12 protein-coding genes, 1 tRNA gene and 1 rRNA gene are annotated in these 20,326 nt (G+C 61.5%); 4 read left to right on the forward strand and 10 right to left on the reverse strand.

Going from position 1 to position 20,326, the window contains the following annotated elements:
- The 6 genes from Q4S41_RS22055 to Q4S41_RS22080 all read right to left on the reverse strand — a co-directional run.
- Nucleotides 1–161: ribosomal RNA gene (locus tag Q4S41_RS22055) — 16S ribosomal RNA — on the reverse strand; the annotation flags it as partial.
- A 1,152-nt stretch (nt 162–1,313) separates the two neighbouring features.
- Nucleotides 1,314–2,582 carry an adenylosuccinate synthase gene (locus Q4S41_RS22060; protein ID WP_305033308.1) on the reverse strand — a complete coding sequence of 423 codons (1,269 nt, stop codon included), beginning with the start codon at nt 2,580–2,582 and terminating at the stop codon, nt 1,314–1,316.
- 112 nt (nt 2,583–2,694) lie between these two features.
- Nucleotides 2,695–3,045, reverse strand: coding sequence for an STAS domain-containing protein (locus Q4S41_RS22065; RefSeq protein WP_305033309.1), 351 nt, complete (start codon nt 3,043–3,045; stop codon nt 2,695–2,697).
- Entirely contained in the window at nt 3,042–3,512 is a 471-nt protein-coding gene (locus Q4S41_RS22070) for a Fur family transcriptional regulator (RefSeq protein ID WP_305033412.1), read from the reverse strand. The genes Q4S41_RS22065 and Q4S41_RS22070 overlap by 4 nt, the downstream gene beginning before the upstream one ends.
- Nucleotides 3,513–3,772: 260 nt before the next feature.
- The gene (locus tag Q4S41_RS22075; protein ID WP_305033310.1) at nt 3,773–4,105 is read right to left on the reverse strand and encodes a CHY zinc finger protein; all 333 of its coding nucleotides are present in this window, start codon (nt 4,103–4,105) and stop codon (nt 3,773–3,775) included.
- Nucleotides 4,106–4,107: 2 nt separating this feature from the next.
- A complete protein-coding gene (locus Q4S41_RS22080) occupies nt 4,108–6,306 on the reverse strand; it encodes a RelA/SpoT family protein (RefSeq protein ID WP_305033311.1) in 2,199 nt (732 codons plus the stop codon).
- A 200-nt stretch (nt 6,307–6,506) separates the two neighbouring features.
- Here Q4S41_RS22080 and Q4S41_RS22085 point away from each other — a divergent pair.
- The 3 genes from Q4S41_RS22085 (at nt 6,507) to Q4S41_RS22095 (ending at nt 8,863) form a co-directional block, all read left to right on the forward strand.
- Nucleotides 6,507–6,588, forward strand: a tRNA-Leu gene (locus Q4S41_RS22085).
- An 88-nt stretch (nt 6,589–6,676) separates the two neighbouring features.
- Nucleotides 6,677–7,999 carry a trigger factor gene (gene tig, locus Q4S41_RS22090; protein ID WP_305033312.1) on the forward strand — a complete coding sequence of 441 codons (1,323 nt, stop codon included), beginning with the start codon at nt 6,677–6,679 and terminating at the stop codon, nt 7,997–7,999.
- A 147-nt stretch (nt 8,000–8,146) separates the two neighbouring features.
- Nucleotides 8,147–8,863 (forward strand): ClpP family protease, encoded by a 717-nt coding sequence (locus Q4S41_RS22095; RefSeq protein ID WP_168674339.1) that lies wholly within the window; start codon nt 8,147–8,149, stop codon nt 8,861–8,863.
- A 108-nt stretch (nt 8,864–8,971) separates the two neighbouring features.
- On the opposite strand, the gene Q4S41_RS22100 is transcribed toward Q4S41_RS22095, so the two are convergent.
- From Q4S41_RS22100 to Q4S41_RS22110, 3 genes are all read right to left on the reverse strand, one after another.
- Nucleotides 8,972–9,136 (reverse strand): hypothetical protein, encoded by a 165-nt coding sequence (locus Q4S41_RS22100; protein ID WP_305033313.1) that lies wholly within the window; start codon nt 9,134–9,136, stop codon nt 8,972–8,974.
- A gap of 73 nt (nt 9,137–9,209) precedes the next feature.
- The gene (locus Q4S41_RS22105) at nt 9,210–9,854 is read right to left on the reverse strand and encodes a GNAT family N-acetyltransferase (RefSeq protein WP_305033314.1); all 645 of its coding nucleotides are present in this window, start codon (nt 9,852–9,854) and stop codon (nt 9,210–9,212) included.
- Between the two features lie 323 nt (nt 9,855–10,177).
- Nucleotides 10,178–14,359: a hybrid sensor histidine kinase/response regulator transcription factor gene (locus Q4S41_RS22110; protein WP_305033315.1), complete on the reverse strand. Its 4,182-nt coding sequence runs from the start codon at nt 14,357–14,359 to the stop codon at nt 10,178–10,180.
- A 295-nt stretch (nt 14,360–14,654) separates the two neighbouring features.
- Here Q4S41_RS22110 and clpX point away from each other — a divergent pair, with 295 nt between their 5' ends.
- Nucleotides 14,655–15,878, forward strand: a complete 1,224-nt coding sequence (gene clpX, locus Q4S41_RS22115) for an ATP-dependent Clp protease ATP-binding subunit ClpX (protein WP_305033316.1) — start codon at nt 14,655–14,657, stop codon at nt 15,876–15,878.
- 349 nt (nt 15,879–16,227) lie between these two features.
- Here clpX and Q4S41_RS22120 read toward each other — a convergent pair whose 3' ends face one another.
- Entirely contained in the window at nt 16,228–20,202 is a 3,975-nt protein-coding gene (locus Q4S41_RS22120; RefSeq protein ID WP_305033317.1) for an IPT/TIG domain-containing protein, read from the reverse strand.
- Between the last annotated feature and the right edge of the window lie 124 nt (nt 20,203–20,326).

A 20,326-nucleotide genomic window follows, 5' to 3' on the forward strand; every position in this document is an offset into this window, starting at 1 on the left:
TATTAATCCGCCTTTCGGCGGGCTATCCCCCAGATTCGGGTAGGTTGGCTACGCGTTACGCACCCGTGCGCCACTATTGTTATTGCTAACAACCGTTCGACTTGCATGTATTAGGCCTGCCGCTAGCGTTCATCCTGAGCCAAGATCAAACTCTCCATTGTAAAATGTTCTACACCATGGCGAACCATGGCTGATGTCGAGTGCTGACCTTGCTCACATATTGACATTATGGTCAAATTCGTTTCGCTTGGTTTGTTTCACTGTGTTTCTTCCGAAGAAGAAGCAGCAAGTGGAACACTTACTATTTTGTCTATTTCCGTCATTCAAAGAACGTGTGATGCTTCCATTTGAAGCGTCAGTGCGGGCTGATGATTTAACCCGGGGTTTTCGTTATAAACCTTTGTTCGTTTTGGGATTGCAAAGGTAGAAACTATTTTTTGATTTGACAACTTCTTTTCGAAAAAATTTCTATTTTTCGATTTGGTTTTCAAATCAACAGCCTTCGATCAAAGCAGCTTTTTTGTTTATTAATCAGTTTGTTATGACTGATTATTGATGACCTCTGTTCGCTTTGGGAGTGCAAAGGTAGTAGTTTTTTTCGACTTTCAAATTTTTCAGCGAAAATTTTTTTAGAAACTTTTTGCTTCGATTTTCAAGTCTGGCTGCTTCGGGTTGAAGCGGGTTGCAAAGGTACGGTGGCTTTTTTCGCCTGTGCAAGCTATTCGAGAAATAAATCTTGATGCTTGCGGCTGGCTGCGGTGGACAAGACAACTTGTCTTCTGCTGTAGTTCCCGGCCTTTCAATTTGTGCCGCAGCAGATGCTTTTGGCGTTTCCGTTGGTCCGTTTGACGTTTCGGGACTGCAAAGGTAGGAGGACTTTTTGGGGCGGCAAGCATCCTTTTACGAAATAGCTGACCCCAGGGTTGTAAGTAGCTGATTGATGCGGCTAAAAAAATCAACCGTGCTGGCGAATGGGCTTCAAATGCGGACTGATTCGGGGTGAACAGGCATCGCTTGGCATAGCGGTGCCTGGATGGGATGCTTGCCGGATAGGGCGGGATAGTCGTTATAAATGAGAGTTTGGGGTTAGAAACCTGGCTGGATGGAGCGTCTTTCCCCCTACCCTCTTGTTGCTGATGGATGGTTTTGGGACAGGCGTATTTGCGGTGACAGTGTTTTGGGAGGGGTGGAATGATGATGGGGACGGGCTTTTTCTATGCAAAAGCCCCGCATCCGGCTCCAGTTTGAGGCTGGCGAGGGATGCGGGGCTGGAGGAAGCAGCGTGAAGCGGCGGCGGTGGCCGAGTTTAGCGCTTAGCGGTGGAGGGTGCTGACGCGGTCGGGGCCGACGCTGACGATGCTGATGGGAACTTGGAGCTCCTTTTCCAGTAATTCGAGGTAGGCGACGAGGTTGGTGGGAAGCTGGGCTGCGTCGGTGAGGGTGGTGAGGTCGGAATTCCAGCCGGGGAGGGTGATATACTCGGGCGTGACGGTGGTGAGCTCGCCGGGGTCGGGCAGTTGGGGGGTGCTTTCGCCGGTGGCGGTGCGGTAGTGCGTGCAGGCCTGGATTTCGGTGAAAGCGTCGAGGACGTCGGCTTTCATGAGGTGGAGTTCGGTGACGCCGTTGAGCATGATGGCGTAGCGGAGGGCGGGCAGGTCTATCCAGCCGGTGCGGCGGGGACGGCCGGTGGTGGAGCCGAACTCGCGGCCGGCTTGGCGGATTTGCTCGCCGACTTCGTCGTGAAGCTCGGTGGGGAATGGGCCGCTGCCGACGCGGGTGCAGTAGGCTTTGGTGATGCCGTACACCTTATCGATATGACGTGGGGCGATGCCGAGGCCGGTGCAGGCGCCGGCAGCGATGGTACTCGACGAGGTGACGTAAGGATAGGAGCCGAAATCGATATCTAATAAGGAGCCTTGGGCGCCTTCGGCGAGGATGCGCTTGCCTTGGGTGAGGAGGTCGTTGAGTAGGTATTCGGTGTCGGTGAGCTGCAGGGTGCGCAGGAACTCGACGGCGGAAAAGAAGTCGGCTTCAAGGGACTGGATTTCCAGCTCTTTGTGGTTGTGGCCAGCGATAGCGGCGTGCTGGGCAACGGCTTCCTTATAGCGCTGCTCGAAATCGGGCAGGAGGATATGGCTGACGCGGAGGCCGACGCGGCCGATTTTATCGGAATAGGTGGGGCCGATGCCTTTAAGGGTGCTGCCGATTTTGGTGTTGCCGCGGGCTTCTTCGCTGATGCGGTCGAGGGCGCGGTGCGACGGAAGAATGAGTTGGGCTTTCTTGGAGATGTAGAGGTTTTTAGACCAGTCTATTCCCCTATCAGTGAGTTTTTGGAGCTCCTGGCGGAAGACGACGGGGTCGAGGACGACGCCGTTGCCGACGACGTTGATAATGTGCGGGTGGAATATGCCGCTGGGAACCTGATGCAGGACGTGCTTTACGCCATCGAAGAACAGGGTGTGGCCGGCGTTGGGGCCGCCTTGGAAGCGGGCTACGGCATCGTAGGTCGGTGCGAGGACGTCTACGATTTTGCCTTTGCCTTCATCGCCCCACTGGAGGCCTACTAATACGTCTACTGGCATGTGTTTGTGTGAAAACCTCACCCTCGTCGGCCCAGCTTATATAGGAAGCGGAAGCCTGACGGTGAATACTAAAAGTTTGATTTACGATTGATTAGGGCAAAAAAACGGCCGCCTAATTGGCGGCCGGGGTAAGCTGTTGGCGGGCAGTGGCTTCGTCGGGCGAAACGGTGAAGATGTTGTTCAGCTTGGTGATGGCCAGCATCTTTTTGGGGTGGTCGGCGGGGTTGATGAGGACCATCTCACCGCCGCGGCTGCGGAACTTGGTGAGGAGCGAGACGAGGACGCCGATGCCGGTGCTGTTGATGTAGCGGATTTCGGAGAGGTCGACGGCGCACTGGTTGAGGTCTTCGCCGAGGTGCGTGTTGACGGATTGGAGGAGTTGGTCGGTATCGGGGCTGCCGATGAGGTCGCCGTTGAGGCGGACGAACAGGATGCCGTTGTCGACGGTGCTGGTGGTGGTCATGCGTGGGGGTTTCGGGCAGCGGCCTGGGCGCGACAGTCGCCGCAGATGCCGTACAGATTTAAAGAATGGTGCAAGATATGGAAGTTCAGCAGGTCGCCGACCATGGTCTGGATGCCGTGGATGCGCGGGTCACAGAACTCCACCACTTTATGGCATTCGGTGCAAATGACATGGTCGTGCTGGCGGTAGCCGTAGCTCTTCTCGTACTGGGCGAGGTTGCGGCCGAACTGGTGCTTGCTAACGAGGCCCTGCTCGACCAGCAGGTCGAGGGTGTTGTAGACGGTGGCGCGGCTGACCTGCAGGCCGCGCTCCTTCATCCCGGCGTAGAGTTCATCCACATCGAAGTGGCCGGAGCGGGCGTAGATTTCTTCGAGAATGGCGTAGCGCTCGCCGGTTTTGCGCAGGCCTTTGTTTTCGAGGTGAGCGGTGAAGAGCTTGCGGACTTCGTCGAGCTTATCGGTATTCAGTGTAGCCTCGGAGGCGGGGCTGGGCGTGTGCTTGGCCGCGTAGCCGGTTTCGGAGGAGCCGCCCGTGCCCTGGCCGGCCGCATCGGCGGGAGCAATTGGGATAGAAACGTCGGGTGATTTACTCACTGTATATTATAAGGCGTAAGTCGGCAGGACAAAAGTACGGCTGTTCTGGCGGAACGTCTCCCCCACCGGCTCCCGGTTCGCTTAATGCGCGAAGCCAGTGGAGAGGAGAAACGAGACGGCGCATTTGCCACGCTTTACTGTTCGAAATAGAGGTGGTAATGGTTAGCGCAGCCGGGGTTGAAGGCGGCCTGGCAGTGTGGGCAGGTGCTGTTGCAGCTTAAGTAGCTGGTGATGCTTAAGGTTTGGTGGCAGTTGCCGCAGTAGATGGCTTCGGTTTGAAATTCGGCTTTGGGCCAGACTTGGGTCGGGTGGCCGGCGGCTTCGTTGTGGCACTGAATGCAGGCGTAAAACTCGCCGCAGCATTTGTGCTTGATGGCGATGATGTCGCGCTCAGAATGCCAGTGGGAGCATTGGGTGCGCTCATTAACATCGGTGCCGTGGATGGTGATGGGTTGGGCAGCTTTCACTTTTACGAATCGAACCGCTCGACCTGGAGCACGCCATCAACTTTTTTGAGGCGCTGGATGAGCTTGTTCAAATGGTCGGTGTCGTTGACGAAAACCATAATCTGGCCTTCGAAGAAGCCATCATCGGCGGTGATGGTGATGGAGCGCATATTCACCTTAAGGCTGGTGCTGATGATGCGCGTGACGTCGTTGACGAGGCCCACGCGGTCGGAACCTTTGAGACGGACGCCGGCCAAGAAGGCCAGTTCGAGCTGGTCGGTCCACTTGGCGCGCACGATGCGGTTGCCGTAGTTCGACATAAGGTCGACGGCGCGGGGGCAGCTGGTGCGGTGGATGATGAGGCCTTGGTCGGTTTCGAAGCCGAACACGTCGTCGCCGGGAATGGGGTTGCAACAGCGGGCGATGCTGTAGTTGAATTTGTCGGTGTGCTCCCCTACCACCAGCATATCCGGGCGCACACCCCGGATTTTCTGGACTTCGTTGTCGAAAGTTTTGGGTTCGAGCACGGCCGGCAGCGGCTTTTCAGAGGTGAAGAGCGACTCGCGGATGGCGCGGCCGTCAATCTGCCCCACGGCCAGGCGGTAGTAGAATTCCTGGGCCGAGGGCGCGTTGAAGTAAGCCAGCAGGCGGTTGAAGTTGTCCTGCGTGAAGGGCACGTTGATGAGCTCCAAGCGCTTTTCGAGGATGAAGCGGCCGTCTTCAGCTTTGGCACGCTTATCGTCGCGCAGGAAATCTTTGATTTTGGAGCGCGCCTTGGTCGTAATAACGTAGTTGAGCCACTCGGCGGTGGGACGCTGCTTGTGTGAGGTCAGGATTTCGACCTGGTCGCCGTTATGCAGCTGGTAGCTGAGCGGCTCTAGCTTCTGGTTAACCTTGGCCCCGAGGCAGTGGATGCCGATTTGGGAGTGAATATCAAAAGCAAAATCGAGCGCGGTGGCTTTATCGGGCAAAATCACCAGCTTGCCCTTGGGCGTAAAGGCGTACACCTCCTTCACAAAAAGGTTCTGGCGGAACTCGTCCATGAATTCCAAGGCGCTGGAATTGTTGGATTCCAGCATTTCGCGCACCTTGTTCACCCAGCCCTCGAGCGAGCTTTCGGGCTGGATGCTGCCGGTGTCTTTGTATTTCCAGTGCGCGGCGTAGCCTTTCTCGGCGATGTCGTCCATGCGGCGCGAGCGGATTTGCACCTCCACCCATTGGCCGGCGCGCGACATCACGGTGGTGTGCAGGCTCTCGTAGCCATTGGCTTTCGGCGTCGAAACCCAGTCGCGCAGGCGGTCAGGGTTGGGCTGGTAGAAGTCCGTCACGATGCTATACACCTGCCAGCAGGCGGCTTTTTCCTGCTCCGGCGGCACATCCAGAATTACGCGGATGGCAAACAAATCATACACCTCCTCGAAGGTAATGTTCTGCTTCTTCATCTTCTTCAGGATGGAATAGATGCTTTTCGGGCGGCCTTTAATTTCGTAGTCGAAGCCCTGCGCCTTCAGTTCTTCATCAATTGGCTGCACGAATTCCTTGATGAACCGATTACGCGCCGCCTGGCTCTGCCGCACTTTGGCCTTGAGTTCGTTGTATGTCTCGGTATCGGTGAACTTGAGGTACAAGTCCTCCAACTCACTCTTTATAGTATAGAGGCCGAGGCGGTGGGCCAGCGGCGCGTACAGATACAGCGTTTCCGACGCAATTTTCAGCTGCTTATGCCGCGGCATTGAGTCCAGCGTCCGCATGTTGTGCAGGCGGTCGGCAATTTTGATTAGAATCACGCGCACGTCCTCGCTCAGCGTGAGCAGCATCTTGCGGAAATTTTCCGCCTGCTCGCTCGTGCCGTACTCAAAAACGCCCGAAATCTTGGTGAGCCCGTCAATAATGCGGGCCACCTTGGTGCCGAACTCGCGCTCGATGTCAGAAATTTCGGTGGGCGTGTCCTCCACCACATCATGCAGCAGTGCGGCCACAATGCTGGTGGTGCCCAGTCCAATTTCCTCCACCGCAATCTGCGCCACGGCCAGCGGGTGCAGAATGTAGGGCTCCCCCGATTTGCGGCGCATCTCCTTGTGCGCCTCCAGGCTCTGGTTAAAAGCCTTTTTAATCAGCTTGGGGTCACCATCTTTCAAGTATGGCTTGGCGGTGCGCAGCAGGCGCCGGTAATGGCGCAGGATTTCCTGGCGCTCGGCTTCGGGAGAGATAACGGGAGGCATAATGGGTAAAGTAACAACGCCGGGGCGGAAAAGGTGGCGGGAATCGTAGCGCGGACTTTGCAGTCCGCATCCGGACATCCGGCATACGGTTTTAACGGCGCGGGGGCGCGAACTACAAAGTCCGCGCTACACCTTTGCGCGCAACGGTTTTCCCGAGTACCTTTGCGGGCCCGTAGCAAACGGCCATGGGCGCCCCGTATGCGGATATGGCGAAATTGGTAGACGTGCCAGACTTAGGATCTGGTGCCGCAAGGCGTGTGGGTTCGAGTCCCTCTATCCGCACTTTTATCTGATGCAGGCCTTCAGTCGTATAGGCTGGAGGCTTTTTTTTCAACCTTTCAACCTGGCCAGCAGCAGCTGGTTCCCTGTTTTGAACATCACCCTCGACAAGAACGACGAGCAGCTGACCGGGCTGCTGACCGTACACCTGACCGAAGCCGACTACGCGCCCACCGTCGACAAGCAAATCAAAGAGTACAGCAAGCGCGCCCAGGTGAAGGGCTTCCGCCCCGGCATGGTGCCCGTAGGCATGGTGCGCAAGATGTACGGCAAAGGCATTCTGGCCGAGGAAATCAACAAGATGCTGGGCAAAGCAGTGGACTCCTATATTAAGGAGAACAAAATCAACCTGCTGGGTGAGCCCCTGCCGGTGGCCAGCAACGTGGATTTCGATACCGATAAGGACTTCGATTTCTCGTTCGAACTCGGTCTGCTGCCTGCTTTTGAGTTGCCTGCTGAGTTGAAGGCCGACCTGCACAAGGTGACCATCGACGATGACACGCTGGCCCAGACCAACGAGCAGATTGCCCGTCAGTACGGCGAGACGACCAACCCCGACGAGTCGGAAGCGGGCGACTACCTGTTTGGCAAGTTCAAGAAAGCTGGCGAGGAAGGCGAAGGCCGCACGGTGTTGCTGCCCATCAGCAAGGTGACCGGCGACCAGGCCCAGTTCATCGGCAAGAAGGCTGGCGACGTGGTGACGTTTGACCTGCAGGCGGCTTTCGGCAACGACGCGGCTTCGATTTCGAACTTCACCGGCCTGAGCAAAAAAGAGGCTGAAGAAGCCACCGGCGACTACGAATTCAGCGTGGAGAAGGTGAACCGCACGGCGGCACCTGAGATGAACCAGGAACTGTTCGACAAAGTGTTCGGCCCCGAGGCGGTTTCGAGCCAGGAAGAGTTTGACGCCAAGGTGCGCGAGACGATTCAGTCGAACTACGACCGCGAGAGCGAAGGCGCGCTGAACAACGCCATAGTGAAGCAGCTGGTGGAAAACACCGACATCAAAGTGCCCACGGAGTTCTTCAAGAAGTGGCTGGTGCGCGCCAACGAAGGCAAACTGACGCCCGAAATGGTGGAAGAGCACTACGACGACTACGTGAAGGAACTGAAGTGGAGCATGATTCGCAACAAGGTGGTGGAAGAAGCCGGCCTGAAGGTGAGCAACGACGAGATTGTGAACCGCACCCTCGACAAAATCATGGGCCAGTTCAACATGCCGAACATGCCCGACGAGATGCGCGAATCGATGCGCAGCTACGCCGACCAGTACCTCAAGCAGGAAAACGGCAAGAACTACGTGAACGAGTACGAGGCCATTCTGGCAGAGAAAGTGCTGGAAAACCTGCGCGGCAAAGTTGTTGTTACGGACAAGCCCGTAACGGCCGAAGAATTCCGGACCCTGCACAGCTAAGCCTGCGCAGACCAGTTTTTGGAAAAGCCCTTACGGAAACGTAGGGGCTTTTTTGTTGGGGTTCCAACAACATTTGCTTTCTTCGCCCGTCTTTCTAACCTCACACCTCACCTGCGCAAGCGGAAGCGTGCGCGCCAATTTCCCCTCATGAATCCATTACTGAATAGACAAGAGTTTCGCAAGTTCGCGGTGAAAGGACAGGGCCTGAGCGGCCTGGGCGTAGACCAATACCTGAACCACATGGAAGGCCAGGTGCGCAACGGCATGATGCTGCCCACCAACATGACCCGCTCGGTCATTGAGGAGCGTCCGCAGAACTTCCGCGAAATCGACGTGTTTTCGCGCCTCATCATGGACCGCATCGTGTTCCTGGGCACGGCCGTGGACGACTACATCGCCAATATCCTGACGGCGCAGATGCTGTTCCTGGAGTCGGCCGATGCCAAGAAGGATATCCTGCTCTACATCAACTCGCCCGGTGGCTCGGTGTATGCCGGCCTCGGCATTTACGACACGATGCAGTACGTGAACCCCGACGTGGCCACCATCTGCACCGGCCTGGCCGCTTCGATGGGCGCCGTGCTGCTGGCCGGCGGCGCGCCGAACAAGCGTTCGGCCCTCCCCCACGCCCGCGTGATGATTCACCAGCCTTCGGGCGGGGCGCAGGGCCAGTCGTCGGACATTGAAATCACGGCCCGCGAAATCCTGAAGCTGAAGAAGGAGCTGTATGACATTCTGGCGCAGCACACCGGCAAAACCTACCAGGAAATCCACGACAATTCGGACCGCGACTACTGGATGCGCGCCGACGAAGCCAAAGAGTACGGCCTGATTGACGAGGTGCTGGAAAAGAAGAAAGCCTAAGCGTTAGTTATCACTGAGTTGATAATGCACAAAAAGGCCCCTGCCGCAAAGCAGGGGCCTTTTTGTGTTTGTTCATAGCTGTGGATGCGAATAATGGTGCGGCTGCTATTAGGCACTGATGACTGCCAGCCGCACATGCACTGGCGCGGCGGCAAACCTGACGGGCCGCGGCCGGGGCGCCGGCGTGGTGGTGAAAGCCCAACCCGCGGCCCAGGCCGGCGTGACGGTGGAGGCGAGAAAGACGAGTTGCAGGTGTTGAGCGTGCGGTTCCATGGCCGGAGTACAGAAAGTGTGAAGGGGATGAGTGTGAGGAAAGAAGTGCGAGATGGAGAAACAGAAAGAATGATTAACGCATTGATTGCTGGCTAGCTTCGCGCACCAGCCCCCACATAAGCGGGGTATCGGTGCCGGCGCTGGCCGGGCACTGGCCCGTCAGCCGGAAGCCGATGCGCTGATAAAAGGGCAATTGTTCGGGTACTTGCGTATCGAGGTAGCAGGGCGCGTGGGTGGCTTGCATGGCGGCCAGCGTGGCTTGCAGCAGGCGGCGGCCCTGGCCCTGGCCGCGGTGCAGGGGACTCACGGCGAGCGCCAATAGGTGATGGTGGCAGGCCGCGGCCCCACTTGCGCGTCGCAACCTGGCGGCGGCCCCTAGGTGCTGGCGCAGCCGGAGCCAGCTTTTGCCGGGCAGGCGCCACAGGGCGGCGGGCAAGAAGCCCGATTGCAAAAGCTGCCATCCGTTGGCAACTGATTGGCCCGGCCTAACCCAAATAGCCAAGGCCGTGCTGGTGGCGTTGGTATACACCCGGCCGAAGCGCATGCCGAAGCGCAGCAGCTGCTCCATCAGCCAGGTGCGCTGTGCGGGCGCATCGGGCTCGGAGCAGCAGTAGCGCAGCACCGGGTGGTCGGCGCAGGCATCGGTGAGTAGCAACGTGGCCCAGGACAAGTCGGCAGCGTCGAGGCGGCGGGCGGGTAGCGCGATGGGGGGAGCCATGTGGGAGAGGAAAGGAACGAAGAGACGAGGCGGCCAGGCGGGGCGAGTGAGCGTTTCCATAGCCGGTGTTGGGGATGCAGAGCGAGCGGAAGGACGGTACCGAAGCCGGCGAAAGGCAGGGCGTTTGTTATTGCCAAAAAAAGCCTTTTCCCAGCCGGTTACCATTCGCTGGTGTTGCAAATGCGTGCGTGGACGTTGCACGGGTTTGGCGGGCGTTGCAAAGCCTTTCGAATTTGGAATGGCCTTCCAAATCCCCCCGTCCATCCCACAAAAAATCAGGATACCAGTTACTTAATCAACGCGGGTGGCGCTGCTCTTCCGGATTATACCGCCTCCCCTTCCGTAGCCAAAGCGTCGGTGTTGGCGGCTTCGGCGTGGCGCACGGCCGCGCTGGGCGGGTAGCCAAACTGCCGCGAAAAAGCCGTGGAGAAAGCCGCCGGGCTGCCAAATCCCACCTGGTACGACACCTCCGCCACCGTGCCCACCTGCGCCCGCAGCAAGGCCAGCGCACGGTGAAGGCGCATGCTCCGGATGTATTCGCCCGGCGACTGCCCGGTGAGGGCCTTGAGCTTGCGGTGAACCTGGGTGCGGCTCATGCCGATGTCGTTGCCCAGCTGGTCGACACCAAAGGTTTCATCGGCCAGGTGCCGCAGCACGGCTTCGCTGATGCGGCGCAGAAACTCCTGGTCGAGCGAAGGGCGGCCGGCCACGGCGGCCAAATGAGCGGCCAGCGGGTCGGGCGCTGGAGTTGCCGGTGCCTCCTCGCTCCTATCCGCGGCGGCGTTTGCCTGGGCCGCCAGTTCGGCGGCGAAGCGGGCTTGCACCCGGCGGCGCAGGGCCAGCAGGTTGCGTACCTGGGCCTGCAACTCACGCGGGCTGAAGGGTTTGGCCAGAAAACTGTCGGCGCCGGTTTCGAGGCCTTCCAGCTTGGCGTCGGGGCTCGATTTGGCGGTGAGCAGCACCACCGGAATGTGGCTGGTGGCGGGGTCGGTTTTGAGCTGCTGGCAGGCCTGGTAGCCGTCCAGGCCGGGCATCATCACGTCGCTCAGCACCAAATCGGGCACTTCGGCTCGCGCGGTGGCCAAGCCAGCCAGGCCGTCGGTGGCCAGCAGCAGCCGGTAGCCAGCCGGCGCCAGCGTGGCCCTGATGAACTCTCGCACCTCGTCATTGTCTTCGATGATGAGTACCGTTTCACAGTCCAAATCGACCGCCGATGGTTCTGTATTGGCTGGGTTGGACGCGGCGGTTGGAGTTGCTTCCAAACCAGCAGCCGGGGCATTCTTCCCATTGGCCCCTGCACCGGCGCCCGCTACTGGCCGCAGGCCGCGCGGAATTTCAACCGTGAAAGTGGCACCAGCGCCGGGCGCGCTCGTTACGGCCACGGAGCCGCCGTGCAGGCCCGCCAGCTCGCGCACCAGCGCCAAACCGATGCCGGTGCCGGTGCGCTGTTGGTCGGTCGGATTGTTGGCTTGGTAAAACCGGTCGAACAGGTGCGGCAAGTCTTCGGCGGCAATGCCGGGGCCGGTGTCGCGCACGGCCATGGCCACGCTGCCTGCCGGCGCCGCGGGAGTAGCCGGCCCCTCCATCACCGAAACCGTGACGCAGCCGCCGGCCGGCGTGAAGCGCAAGGCGTTCGCCAACAAATTGGTCATCATTTCCTCCAGCTTGGCGGCATCGAACACCAGCGGGACGGGTTCGGCGGGAATTTCGCACTGTAGCGTAATCTGACGGCTTTCGGCCAAAGGCGCGAACGAAACCACCAGCTGGCGCACCTCGGCCGCAGCGTCGCCGGAGGTGGGCAGCAGGCGGAGGGCCCCGGCTTCAAGCTTGCTGAGGTCGAGGAGCTGGTTGATGAGCGTGAGAAGGCGCCGGGCGCTGCGCAACACCACGCTGCCCTGCTGCCGCACGGCGGGGTCGGCAGGGGTGGTGGCCAGCACCTCGGCCGGGCCCAGAATGAGGGTGAGCGGCGTGCGCAGCTCGTGGCTGACGTTGGTAAAAAAGTCGGTTTTCACCCGGTCCAGCTCTTTGAGGTAGGTCAGGGCCTGGTGTTCGAGCTGGCGTTCGGCGCGGTCGCGCTCCCGGGCTTTAGTATAAGCGCGGACGGCGTAGAGGAGCAGGCCAAAGCCGCTCGCGTAGAGCAGGTAAGCCCACCAGGTGCGCCACCACGGCGGCCGGATGCTGAACGAATAAGTCATGGGCCGGGGGCTCCACACGCCCGATTCGTTGGCGGCCCGCAGTTCGAAGCGGTAGTGGCCAGGCGGCAGGTTGGTGTAGGTGGCCGAGCGGGCCGCCAGCGGGCCGCTCCATTGGTTCTCGAACCCCGCCAGCCGGTACTGATAGCGCACGCGGCCGGGGTTGGTGAGGCTGACGGCGCCGTAGCCGAAGGTGAGATGGTTGAACTGGTGCGGCAGGACGGCACCGGGCAGCAGGGCCGTGTCGCGCATGAACAGGCGCAGGCCCGTCAGGTGCGGGTAGGGCGGTACTCGGTTGGGGCGGGCGTCGGTGGGTAGGTAGCGCATCAGCCCCGCCACGGTGCCGGCCCAGAGGGTGCCGTTGGGCTCGGCCAGCACGGCATTGATGCCGGTTTCCTGCCCAATAAAACCTTCTTCATACCCAAAAAACGCCTGTTGGCCGGTAGCGGGCTGGTAGCGTACCAAGCCGCGGGTGGTGCCCAGCCACACGGCCCCAGCGGCATCGCACTGCACAAAATAGGGGTTGTTGATGTGCACGCCCGGCGCGTCGTGCAAGGGCACCGGGTGCAGGCCATCCGCCGGTTGGGCAGGGTCATAGGTAAAAATGCCTTCGCCAAAGCTGCTCAGCCACAGCCGGCCACGCCCGTCTTCGCTGATGGAAAACACCGAAAGTGGTTCAGCTGAGGCCGCACGCGGCGCCACCGCCCGGAAGCGCAGGCCCGGTGCCGCACCGGCGCGGGCGGGCGCCACTTCTTCGGCTTGCACCAGCCCGGCGCCTTCGGTGCCCAGCCAGATGGTGCCCGTGCGGCCGCGCAATAGCTTCATGACGCGCCGGGCCCCGGCCAGGGTGGGCCCCACATATTGCTCGAAGCGGGCCGTGGCGGGGTCGTACACCACCAGGCCATTGGTTTCGGTGGCCAGCCAGATACGGCCGTACCGGTCTTCCAGCATGTTGGCCACTGTGGTTTCGGCCAGGGGCGGGATTTCAGCACTGAGCAGGCGCCAGCGCTTTCGGCTCGCCTCCCACACCCCCGAGCCGCCCTGCGTGGTGCCCACCCACACCTCGCCGTTGGCGCGGGGCAGCACGGCCCGCACCACGTTGTAGGTATCGGGCTCGCGCCGGGGCAACACCAGGCAGCGCGCGGCCGAAGTGGCCGTCCCGGGATGCAGCAGCGCCAGGCCGTTGTTAGTGCCCACCCAGTAGGCTCCGGTTTCGCCCACGGCGGGCGCCAGTGCATATACTTTGGTGCCCGGCAGCCCGTCGGCGGCATCAAAGAGCACGAAGCGGCTATCGGGCAGGTACTGCGTGAGGCCGTTGGCCGACGTAGCCCACAGGTTGCCTTCACGGTCGAGCAGCAAATCGCCGCGGCGGTAGCTGTGCGTCACGAGGCCGGTGCCGGGCAGGCAGCGCGCCAGGGCCGCCGTGGCGGTGGGCAGATAGCACAGGCCCTTGCCGGTGAGCACCCACACCCGGCCCGTGGGGCCCGCCTCGGCGGTGGCGCGCAGCACGCGGTCGGAGCACAGGCCCTGGGCGGTGGTGTAGTGCCGGGCCCGGTAGCTGCCGGCGACAACGGGGTCGAGCACAAACAGGCCGGCTGTGGGCGTGCTGCACCACAGGCGGCCATCGGGGGCGGCGCTCAGGCCCAGCACGGCGCCGGTGCGCAGTTCGGCAGGCAGGCCGGCGGGCAGGGGGCGCGGGCGGCCGGTGGCTTCGTCCAGCAGGCGCAGGCCTTCATCAGAACCCACCCAGAGGCCTCCCGCCGGCGCCGCAGCCAGGGCGTTGATGGCCAAGGGCTGGTCGTCGGAGCCGGCCTGGGCCTGCACTTGCTGCACAGCGGGCGCGGCCAGGCTGTCGGCGGGCAGGGAGGCACGGGGCCAGCGCAGGCAATAGAGGGCGCCGCCGGCCGTGCCTACCCACAGGCGGCGGCCCGCCCCCTCCCCTTGCGGCAGCAGTGTGAGCACCTGATTGAAACGGCCCTGGGCGCGGCGCGGGGTGATGCGCCGGGCGCGGCTAGCGGCCGAGCTGTAGTAGCAAATGGAGCCGTCGCGCATGCCCAGCCAAAGGTTGGCGCCGGGGCCGGGGTCGGGCGCGAGGGTGGTGACGCGGGTATTGGGCAGGCCCGAGCGGGTGGTGAGGGAATGAAATTCGTGCCCATCGTACCAAGCCGCGCCCACTTCCGACACCAGCCAGAGCCGGCCTTGGCCGTCTTGGGCGAGGGCGCTCACGCTGGTTTCGGGCAAGCCCTGGCTCAGGCCGAAGCTGCGGAAGGGCAGCGTTTGGGCGTGGGCCAGCGGCAGCCCGGCCCCGGCCACAAGCAGAACGGTCCGAATTATCCGGAGCAGCCCACGCCACCTTTGGCGAATAATTAGTGTCCTTAATCGTCTGTTAAACATAGCGGACCAGGTTTCAACCAGCCAGTAATTACCTGTGATGCAATTGGCTTGCTGCGGTGCCGGAACTTTTAAAGCTACACAATATCTGTCTAGCGCAGTATCTTAGTCTTTGCGACGGGGCACCATTTTTCTCGCCGCAGGCGTTGGGCATGTCGTACCTTTGAGCCCGCTTGTCCAAAAACCTGCTTCTCCATCCCTCTCTATTCCCTATTCCGTGGCCGAAATATCCTGTTCCTTTTGCAATAAGAGCAAGCGCGAAGTCGCCGTCATGATTTCGGGCATCAACGCCCACATCTGCGAGAAGTGCGTGGGCCAGGCCCAGCACATCCTCGACGAAGAAGCTAAAGCTCAGGATGCCAGCAAGCAGCCAAAATTCAACCTCATCAAGCCCAAGGCCATCAAGGAGCACCTCGACCAGTACGTGGTAGGCCAGGACGAAGCCAAGCGCGTGATGAGCGTGGCGGTGTACAACCACTACAAGCGCCTGATGCAGAAGCCCCAGGAAGACGAAGTGCAGATTGAGAAGTCGAACATCATCATGGTGGGCGAAACCGGCACCGGCAAAACGTTCCTGGCCCGCATGCTGGCCAAAATCCTGCAGGTGCCCTTCTGCATTGCCGACGCCACGGTGCTCACCGAGGCCGGCTACGTGGGCGAAGACGTGGAAAGCATCCTGACCCGCCTGCTGCAAGCCGCTGACTACAACCTCGAAGCGGCCGAGCGCGGCATCGTGTACATCGACGAAATCGACAAGATTGCTCGCAAGAGCGACAACCCCAGCATCACGCGCGACGTGAGCGGCGAGGGTGTGCAGCAGGCCCTGCTGAAGCTGCTGGAGGGCACCAATATCAACGTGCCGCCCCAGGGCGGGCGCAAGCACCCCGAGCAAAAGATGATTTCGGTGAACACCGAGAACATCCTCTTCATTTGCGGCGGCGCTTTCTCGGGCCTCGACCGCATCATCAAGAGCCGCCTGAACACCAAGCCGATGGGCTTCGCCAAAACGAACCTCGACGAGCAGGTAGACACCCAGAATTTCCTGCGCTACGTGTCGGCCCAAGACATCAAGAGCTTCGGCCTGATTCCGGAGCTGATTGGCCGCCTGCCGGTGCTCACCCACCTCAACCCGCTGGACCGCACCACCCTGCGCATGATTCTGACCGAGCCCAAAAACTCGCTCGTGCGCCAGTACAAGCGCCTGTTCGGCATGGAAAACATCGCGCTCGACTTCACCGAGGACGCACTCGAATACATCGTGGAGAAGGCCGACGAGTACCGCCTCGGCGCGCGCGGCCTGCGCTCCATCTGCGAGAGCATCATGACCGATGCCATGTTCGAAATGCCCTCGGAAGAAGGCGCCGACAAGCTGCAAATCAACCTGAGCTACTGCCGCAGCAAGTTCGAAAAGTCGCCCTTGCGTCACATGCGGGCGGCGTAGGTTTTAGTAGCAAGTATCAGAAAATGGGAAGTTCGGTTTCGGCCGGGCTTCCCATTTTTGTTGCTTCACAGTGTAGAATTGGATGTATGGGTTTCTTTTCATCTCGGTTTCACCGGCCGGTTTCCCTCGATATCTGTTCCACAACATGCCTACACCAGACCGGGCGTAGCATGGGATTGGTCGTTCGAAACCGTGCACTATACCAACCACACATTTACCATTTACATGCACGGCGACACGCCTAAGCCCGGCATGCAGATGGATAGCTAGCTTAAGCCACAAAAAAAGGCCCGCCAATTGGCGGGCCTTTTTCTCGTTCAGCCGGGAAACGCTCCCGGCCAGATTCAATCTATTCCACCACCACGCGCTGGATGCTGGGCGCACGGCCCGGCGTCTGCACGCTCAGCAGGTAGGTACCCGAGGCCAGGCCAGCCGTGGGCAGTTCGGTGCCGCTGCCGCCGAAAGAGCGGGTGCTCACCACCTGGCCCAGCACGTTGTAAAGCGTGAGGGTGGCCGAAGCCGAAGGCACGGCCAGCGTTACGTGCAGGGCGCCTTTGCCCGCCACGGGGTTGGGCCACACGCTGAACTCGCTCTTAGCGGCGTTGGTGGCCGCCGTAAGGATTGTCACGGTGAAGGGGCTACCCGCACTAGCACCGGCGGGCGACGTCAGCACCACGTTGCCGGTGGTAGCACCGGTGGGAATGGTGAAGGTGATGGTCGTGCCGTTCACCACCGTGAAGTTGGTGATGGTCACGCCGTTTAGCGTCACCGACGTCACACCCGCCAGGCCGGTACCCGTCAGGGTAACGCTGGTGCCAACCGGGCCGCTGGCCGGGCTCATCGACGTAATGGCGGGGGCCACCACCGTGAACAGCACGCCGTTGCTGGCACCACCGGCCGTGGTCACGACCACGTTGCCCGTGCTGGCGCTAGCCGGTACGGTGAAGGTGATGGTGGTCGCATTAACCACGTTGATGTTGGACACATTCTGGCCATTCAGCGTAACCGAGGTGGCGCCGGTAAAGTCCGTGCCGGTTACGGTCACGTTGGTACCCACGGGGCCGGTAACCGGGCTCAGGCTGGTGATGACCGGCGCCGGCGGCACGCAGTTTACGTTCAGGGCAAACGTGCCAGTGGCCGTGCCGTAGCCGCTCACCATGATGTAGTAGGTGGTGCCGAGGGTCGAGTTAAACGTGAGGCCCGACGCGTACTGGCGGGCGGCGCAGGTGATGTCGTCGTTGGCCGCCACGCAGATGAAAGCACCGCAGCCGCCGCGGTAAACAAAAAGCTTAGTATCGAAGCTGGTGGCCGTGGCGCAAGTGGAAAGCGTGATGGCACGGCCCGTGCCCACGATGGCATAGAACACCCCGCCGCCGTCGATGGTGACGGTAGAGCAGCTGCCCGTCGGGTCGCTGACGGTGGTAGCGCCCACCGTCGTGCCGTTCACGGTCTGGCCGCAGGTCAGGAAAATGGCGCCGGTGCACAGGTCATTTATCAGCACGGGCACCGTGAAGACGGTGCTCGAGGTGCCGGTGCCGCCCGCGGTGGTCACACCGATGAAACCGGTGGTAGCGCCCGTGGGCACCGTCACCGTAATCTGGGTGGCCGAAACGACGGTGAACGTCGGGGCCACCGTGCCGTTGAACGTCACTTGCGTAGCACCTGTGAAATTGGTGCCGGTCAGGGTCACCACCGTGCCTGCCTGGCCGTAAGTGGGCGTGAACGAGGTAACGGTCGGGGCCGGAACCACCGTGAATACGCCGGTGGACGTGACCACGCCCGTAGGCGCCGTCAGGCCAATGACGCCGGTGGTAGCGCCGGCGGGCACCGTCACCGTAATCTGGGTAGCCGAGTTGACGGTGAACGTCGGGGCCACCGTGCCGTTGAAGGTTACTTGCGTAGCACCCGTGAAGTTGGTACCCGTGATAACCACCGTGCCGCCCACGGCGCCCGTGGTGGGCGTGAAGCTGGTGATGGTGGGCGGCGGGCCTACCACAAACGGCAATGCCGACGTGGCCGTGCCCTGGGGCGTCGTCACGGTGATGGTGCCTGTGGTGGTGCCGGCGGCCACAACGGCCGTCAGTTGCGTGGCCGAAACCACCGTGAAGTTGGCCGCGGCCGTGCCGTTGAAGCTAACGGCTGTAGCGCCCGTGAAATTCGAGCCCAGCACCGTAACGACCGTACCAGCCAGGCCACCGCCCGGCGTGAAGCTGGTGATGGTGGGCCCTACTGCGGCCGGCGTAATGGTGAAGTTGGTGTTCGAGATATCAAAGAAGTAGTTGTCAGCGGCTTCCACCATAATGCGGGCCTGGGTTTCGGCAGCAGTGGGGCTGGGCGCTACCACAACGGCCGAACCGTTGTTGGGCACGTTGGTAGCGAGGGTGGTCGGGTAAGTCAGGCCGCCGTCGAGGCTGAGGCGGATGTTAACCAGGGCGCAGCTCACGGGTGCGGCCACGGTGTTGGCCACGTCCCAGGTCACGGTTTGGGCAGCGCCGCCAATCCAGCTCACCGCCGTATTAGGGAATTGCACCACGAATGGGCCAGCCGTCGAAGTCGTGCTCAGGCTCACCGTGGAACTGTAGTTCACGCCACCAATCACGCCCACCGAGCCGACGTGTTCGTCGCGCACGGTGCAGCGGAAGTTGAGCGGGCGCGTCACCGTGGGCAGGCGCTCGCCGATGACGGTGGTGTTGTTCACCAGGTCGCTGATGCGCGGGAAGTAGCGCGTGCCGCTGGTCAGGGGCACAAAGGAGCGGAACAGCGGGATGGTCTGGCCGGCTACCTGGGCATCGTTGGGCGTGCCGGCAGTGCCGAGGTCCACTTCTTCCCACATATACGTCAGGGCGTCATTTTCAGCATCGGTGGCCGTGGCCGTCAGCTTGAAGGGTGTGCCGATGGGCAAGGTTTTGCCGCTGGCCGGAGGCGTCACCACGGGAGCGGTGTTACCGGTGGCCGAGTTCACGCTGCAAGTCGTGCCATCGATGAAGGCGCGCATTTCCTGGTAGTTGCCGGTGTGGAAATACGGGTCGGAGTGCGGCTGCAGGTCGTTGGCGGTGCCACAGATGCCGGCATAGGCCATAATGGTCGAGCCCGAGCCGGGCTCAAACGCCGTGTTGGCGTTGCGGTTGCCCGAGCAGCTGCCGGACGCATTGTTATTGAACGTGTGGTTGCCCGAAAACTGGTGACCCATTTCGTGCGCCACGTAGTCGATGTCGAAGGCATCGCCCACGGGGTTGGACAAGCCCGTTACTCCGCCGGCTTTGCGGGCCGAGTTGCATACCACGCCCAGGTAGGCTACGCCGCCGCCGCCGGTGCTCACCACGTGGCCGATGTCGTAGTTGGCCGAGCCAATGAGGTTGTCCACGTTGGTCTGGTTCTGGCCCAGCATGGCGCTGCCGTTGGCATTGCTGTAGGTGGTGGGCGGCTGCGTGCCGCTGCCGCTCAGGAAGGTCAGCAGGTCGTTGTTGGCGATGAGCACCATGCGCACGGCCAGTTCCTTCTCATATACGCCCACCACGCGGTTCACGGTGGTCACCTTGGCCGACGTTACGCTGGCAAAGGTGTTGCCGCGGGCCACGGCGTATTCCGGCGTATTGGCCAGCGCCAGGCGGTAGGTGCGCAGCTGCGGGCCGCTTGACAGGGCCGAATTGGTGCGGTTGGCCGAAGCCGCCACGCGGGCCGTGCTGGCCGCCAGCTCTTCCTTCGTGGGGGCAAAGTCGCAAGTCGACGTCTTGCCCGCCGCCGCGGGGTTCATGTCTTTTTGGTAAAAAGCCAGGTAGTGGCGCACGTCGGTGCGCGTCACCGGGTCGATGTAGTAACTCTGGCCACCGGCAGCCAGCACTTGGCCGTGGAAGCCCTGGGGCGTGAGGTCGAGGCGCACCGAGGCCGACGCATCGTCGAGGCCCACGCCGGCGTAGGTTTTGATGTCGGGGTGGCGGGCCGCCAGGGCGGGCTCCATCACCGGGGCCTCGCGCACGGCAAAGCGGCCGGTGCTGCCGTTGGGCAGCGGCAGGGCCAGCACCAGCGGGGCAGCGCCCATTTGCGTTTCGAGGGGGGCAGTGGCCAGGGCCGCGCGCAGGCCGTTTACGTCCAGCGTCAGGGCCTGCGAATGGTACAGGGCGGCCGACAGCGGCGAGGCAGCAGCGGCCCCCTTGGCTTCGGCGTCGGCCTGGAAGAACTGCGAGCCGGCTTCCTGCGCCTGCGCCCCGAGCGAAAGGCCCAACGACAGCAGGAGCATGCCGCCCAGGCGGCTGAGGCCCTTGCGAACCCCGGGAATGGTGTCGGGCCGTTGGGTGGCCGGCCGGGACTGGTAATGATGCTTCATCAAAGAATGGTGTTTGAGGTGGAGCAGTAAATATAACTTCTCCCCCTTGTATGCCCGATGAAAATCGACCAATCACACCCGATAGTCGGCCAAGGGTTGCTCACGCTCCGGCTTTTTCTATTTC

The sequence above is a fragment of the Hymenobacter convexus genome, from assembly GCF_030580955.1.
In the GTDB taxonomy this organism is placed as follows: Bacteria; Bacteroidota; Bacteroidia; order Cytophagales; family Hymenobacteraceae; genus Hymenobacter.

Excerpts from the sequence above, each read along its gene's own strand:
- Q4S41_RS22060 (WP_305033308.1), bottom strand. The coding sequence starts at position 2,582 with ATGCCAGTAGACGTATTAGTAGGCCTCCAGTGGGGCGATGAAGGCAAA.
- Q4S41_RS22065 (WP_305033309.1), bottom strand. The coding sequence starts at position 3,045 with ATGACCACCACCAGCACCGTCGACAACGGCATCCTGTTCGTCCGCCTC.
- Q4S41_RS22080 (WP_305033311.1), bottom strand. The coding sequence starts at position 6,306 with ATGCCTCCCGTTATCTCTCCCGAAGCCGAGCGCCAGGAAATCCTGCGC.
- Q4S41_RS22095 (WP_168674339.1), top strand. The coding sequence starts at position 8,147 with ATGAATCCATTACTGAATAGACAAGAGTTTCGCAAGTTCGCGGTGAAA.
- Q4S41_RS22100 (WP_305033313.1), bottom strand. The coding sequence starts at position 9,136 with ATGGAACCGCACGCTCAACACCTGCAACTCGTCTTTCTCGCCTCCACC.
- Q4S41_RS22105 (WP_305033314.1), bottom strand. The coding sequence starts at position 9,854 with ATGGCTCCCCCCATCGCGCTACCCGCCCGCCGCCTCGACGCTGCCGAC.
- Q4S41_RS22120 (WP_305033317.1), bottom strand. The coding sequence starts at position 20,202 with ATGAAGCATCATTACCAGTCCCGGCCGGCCACCCAACGGCCCGACACC.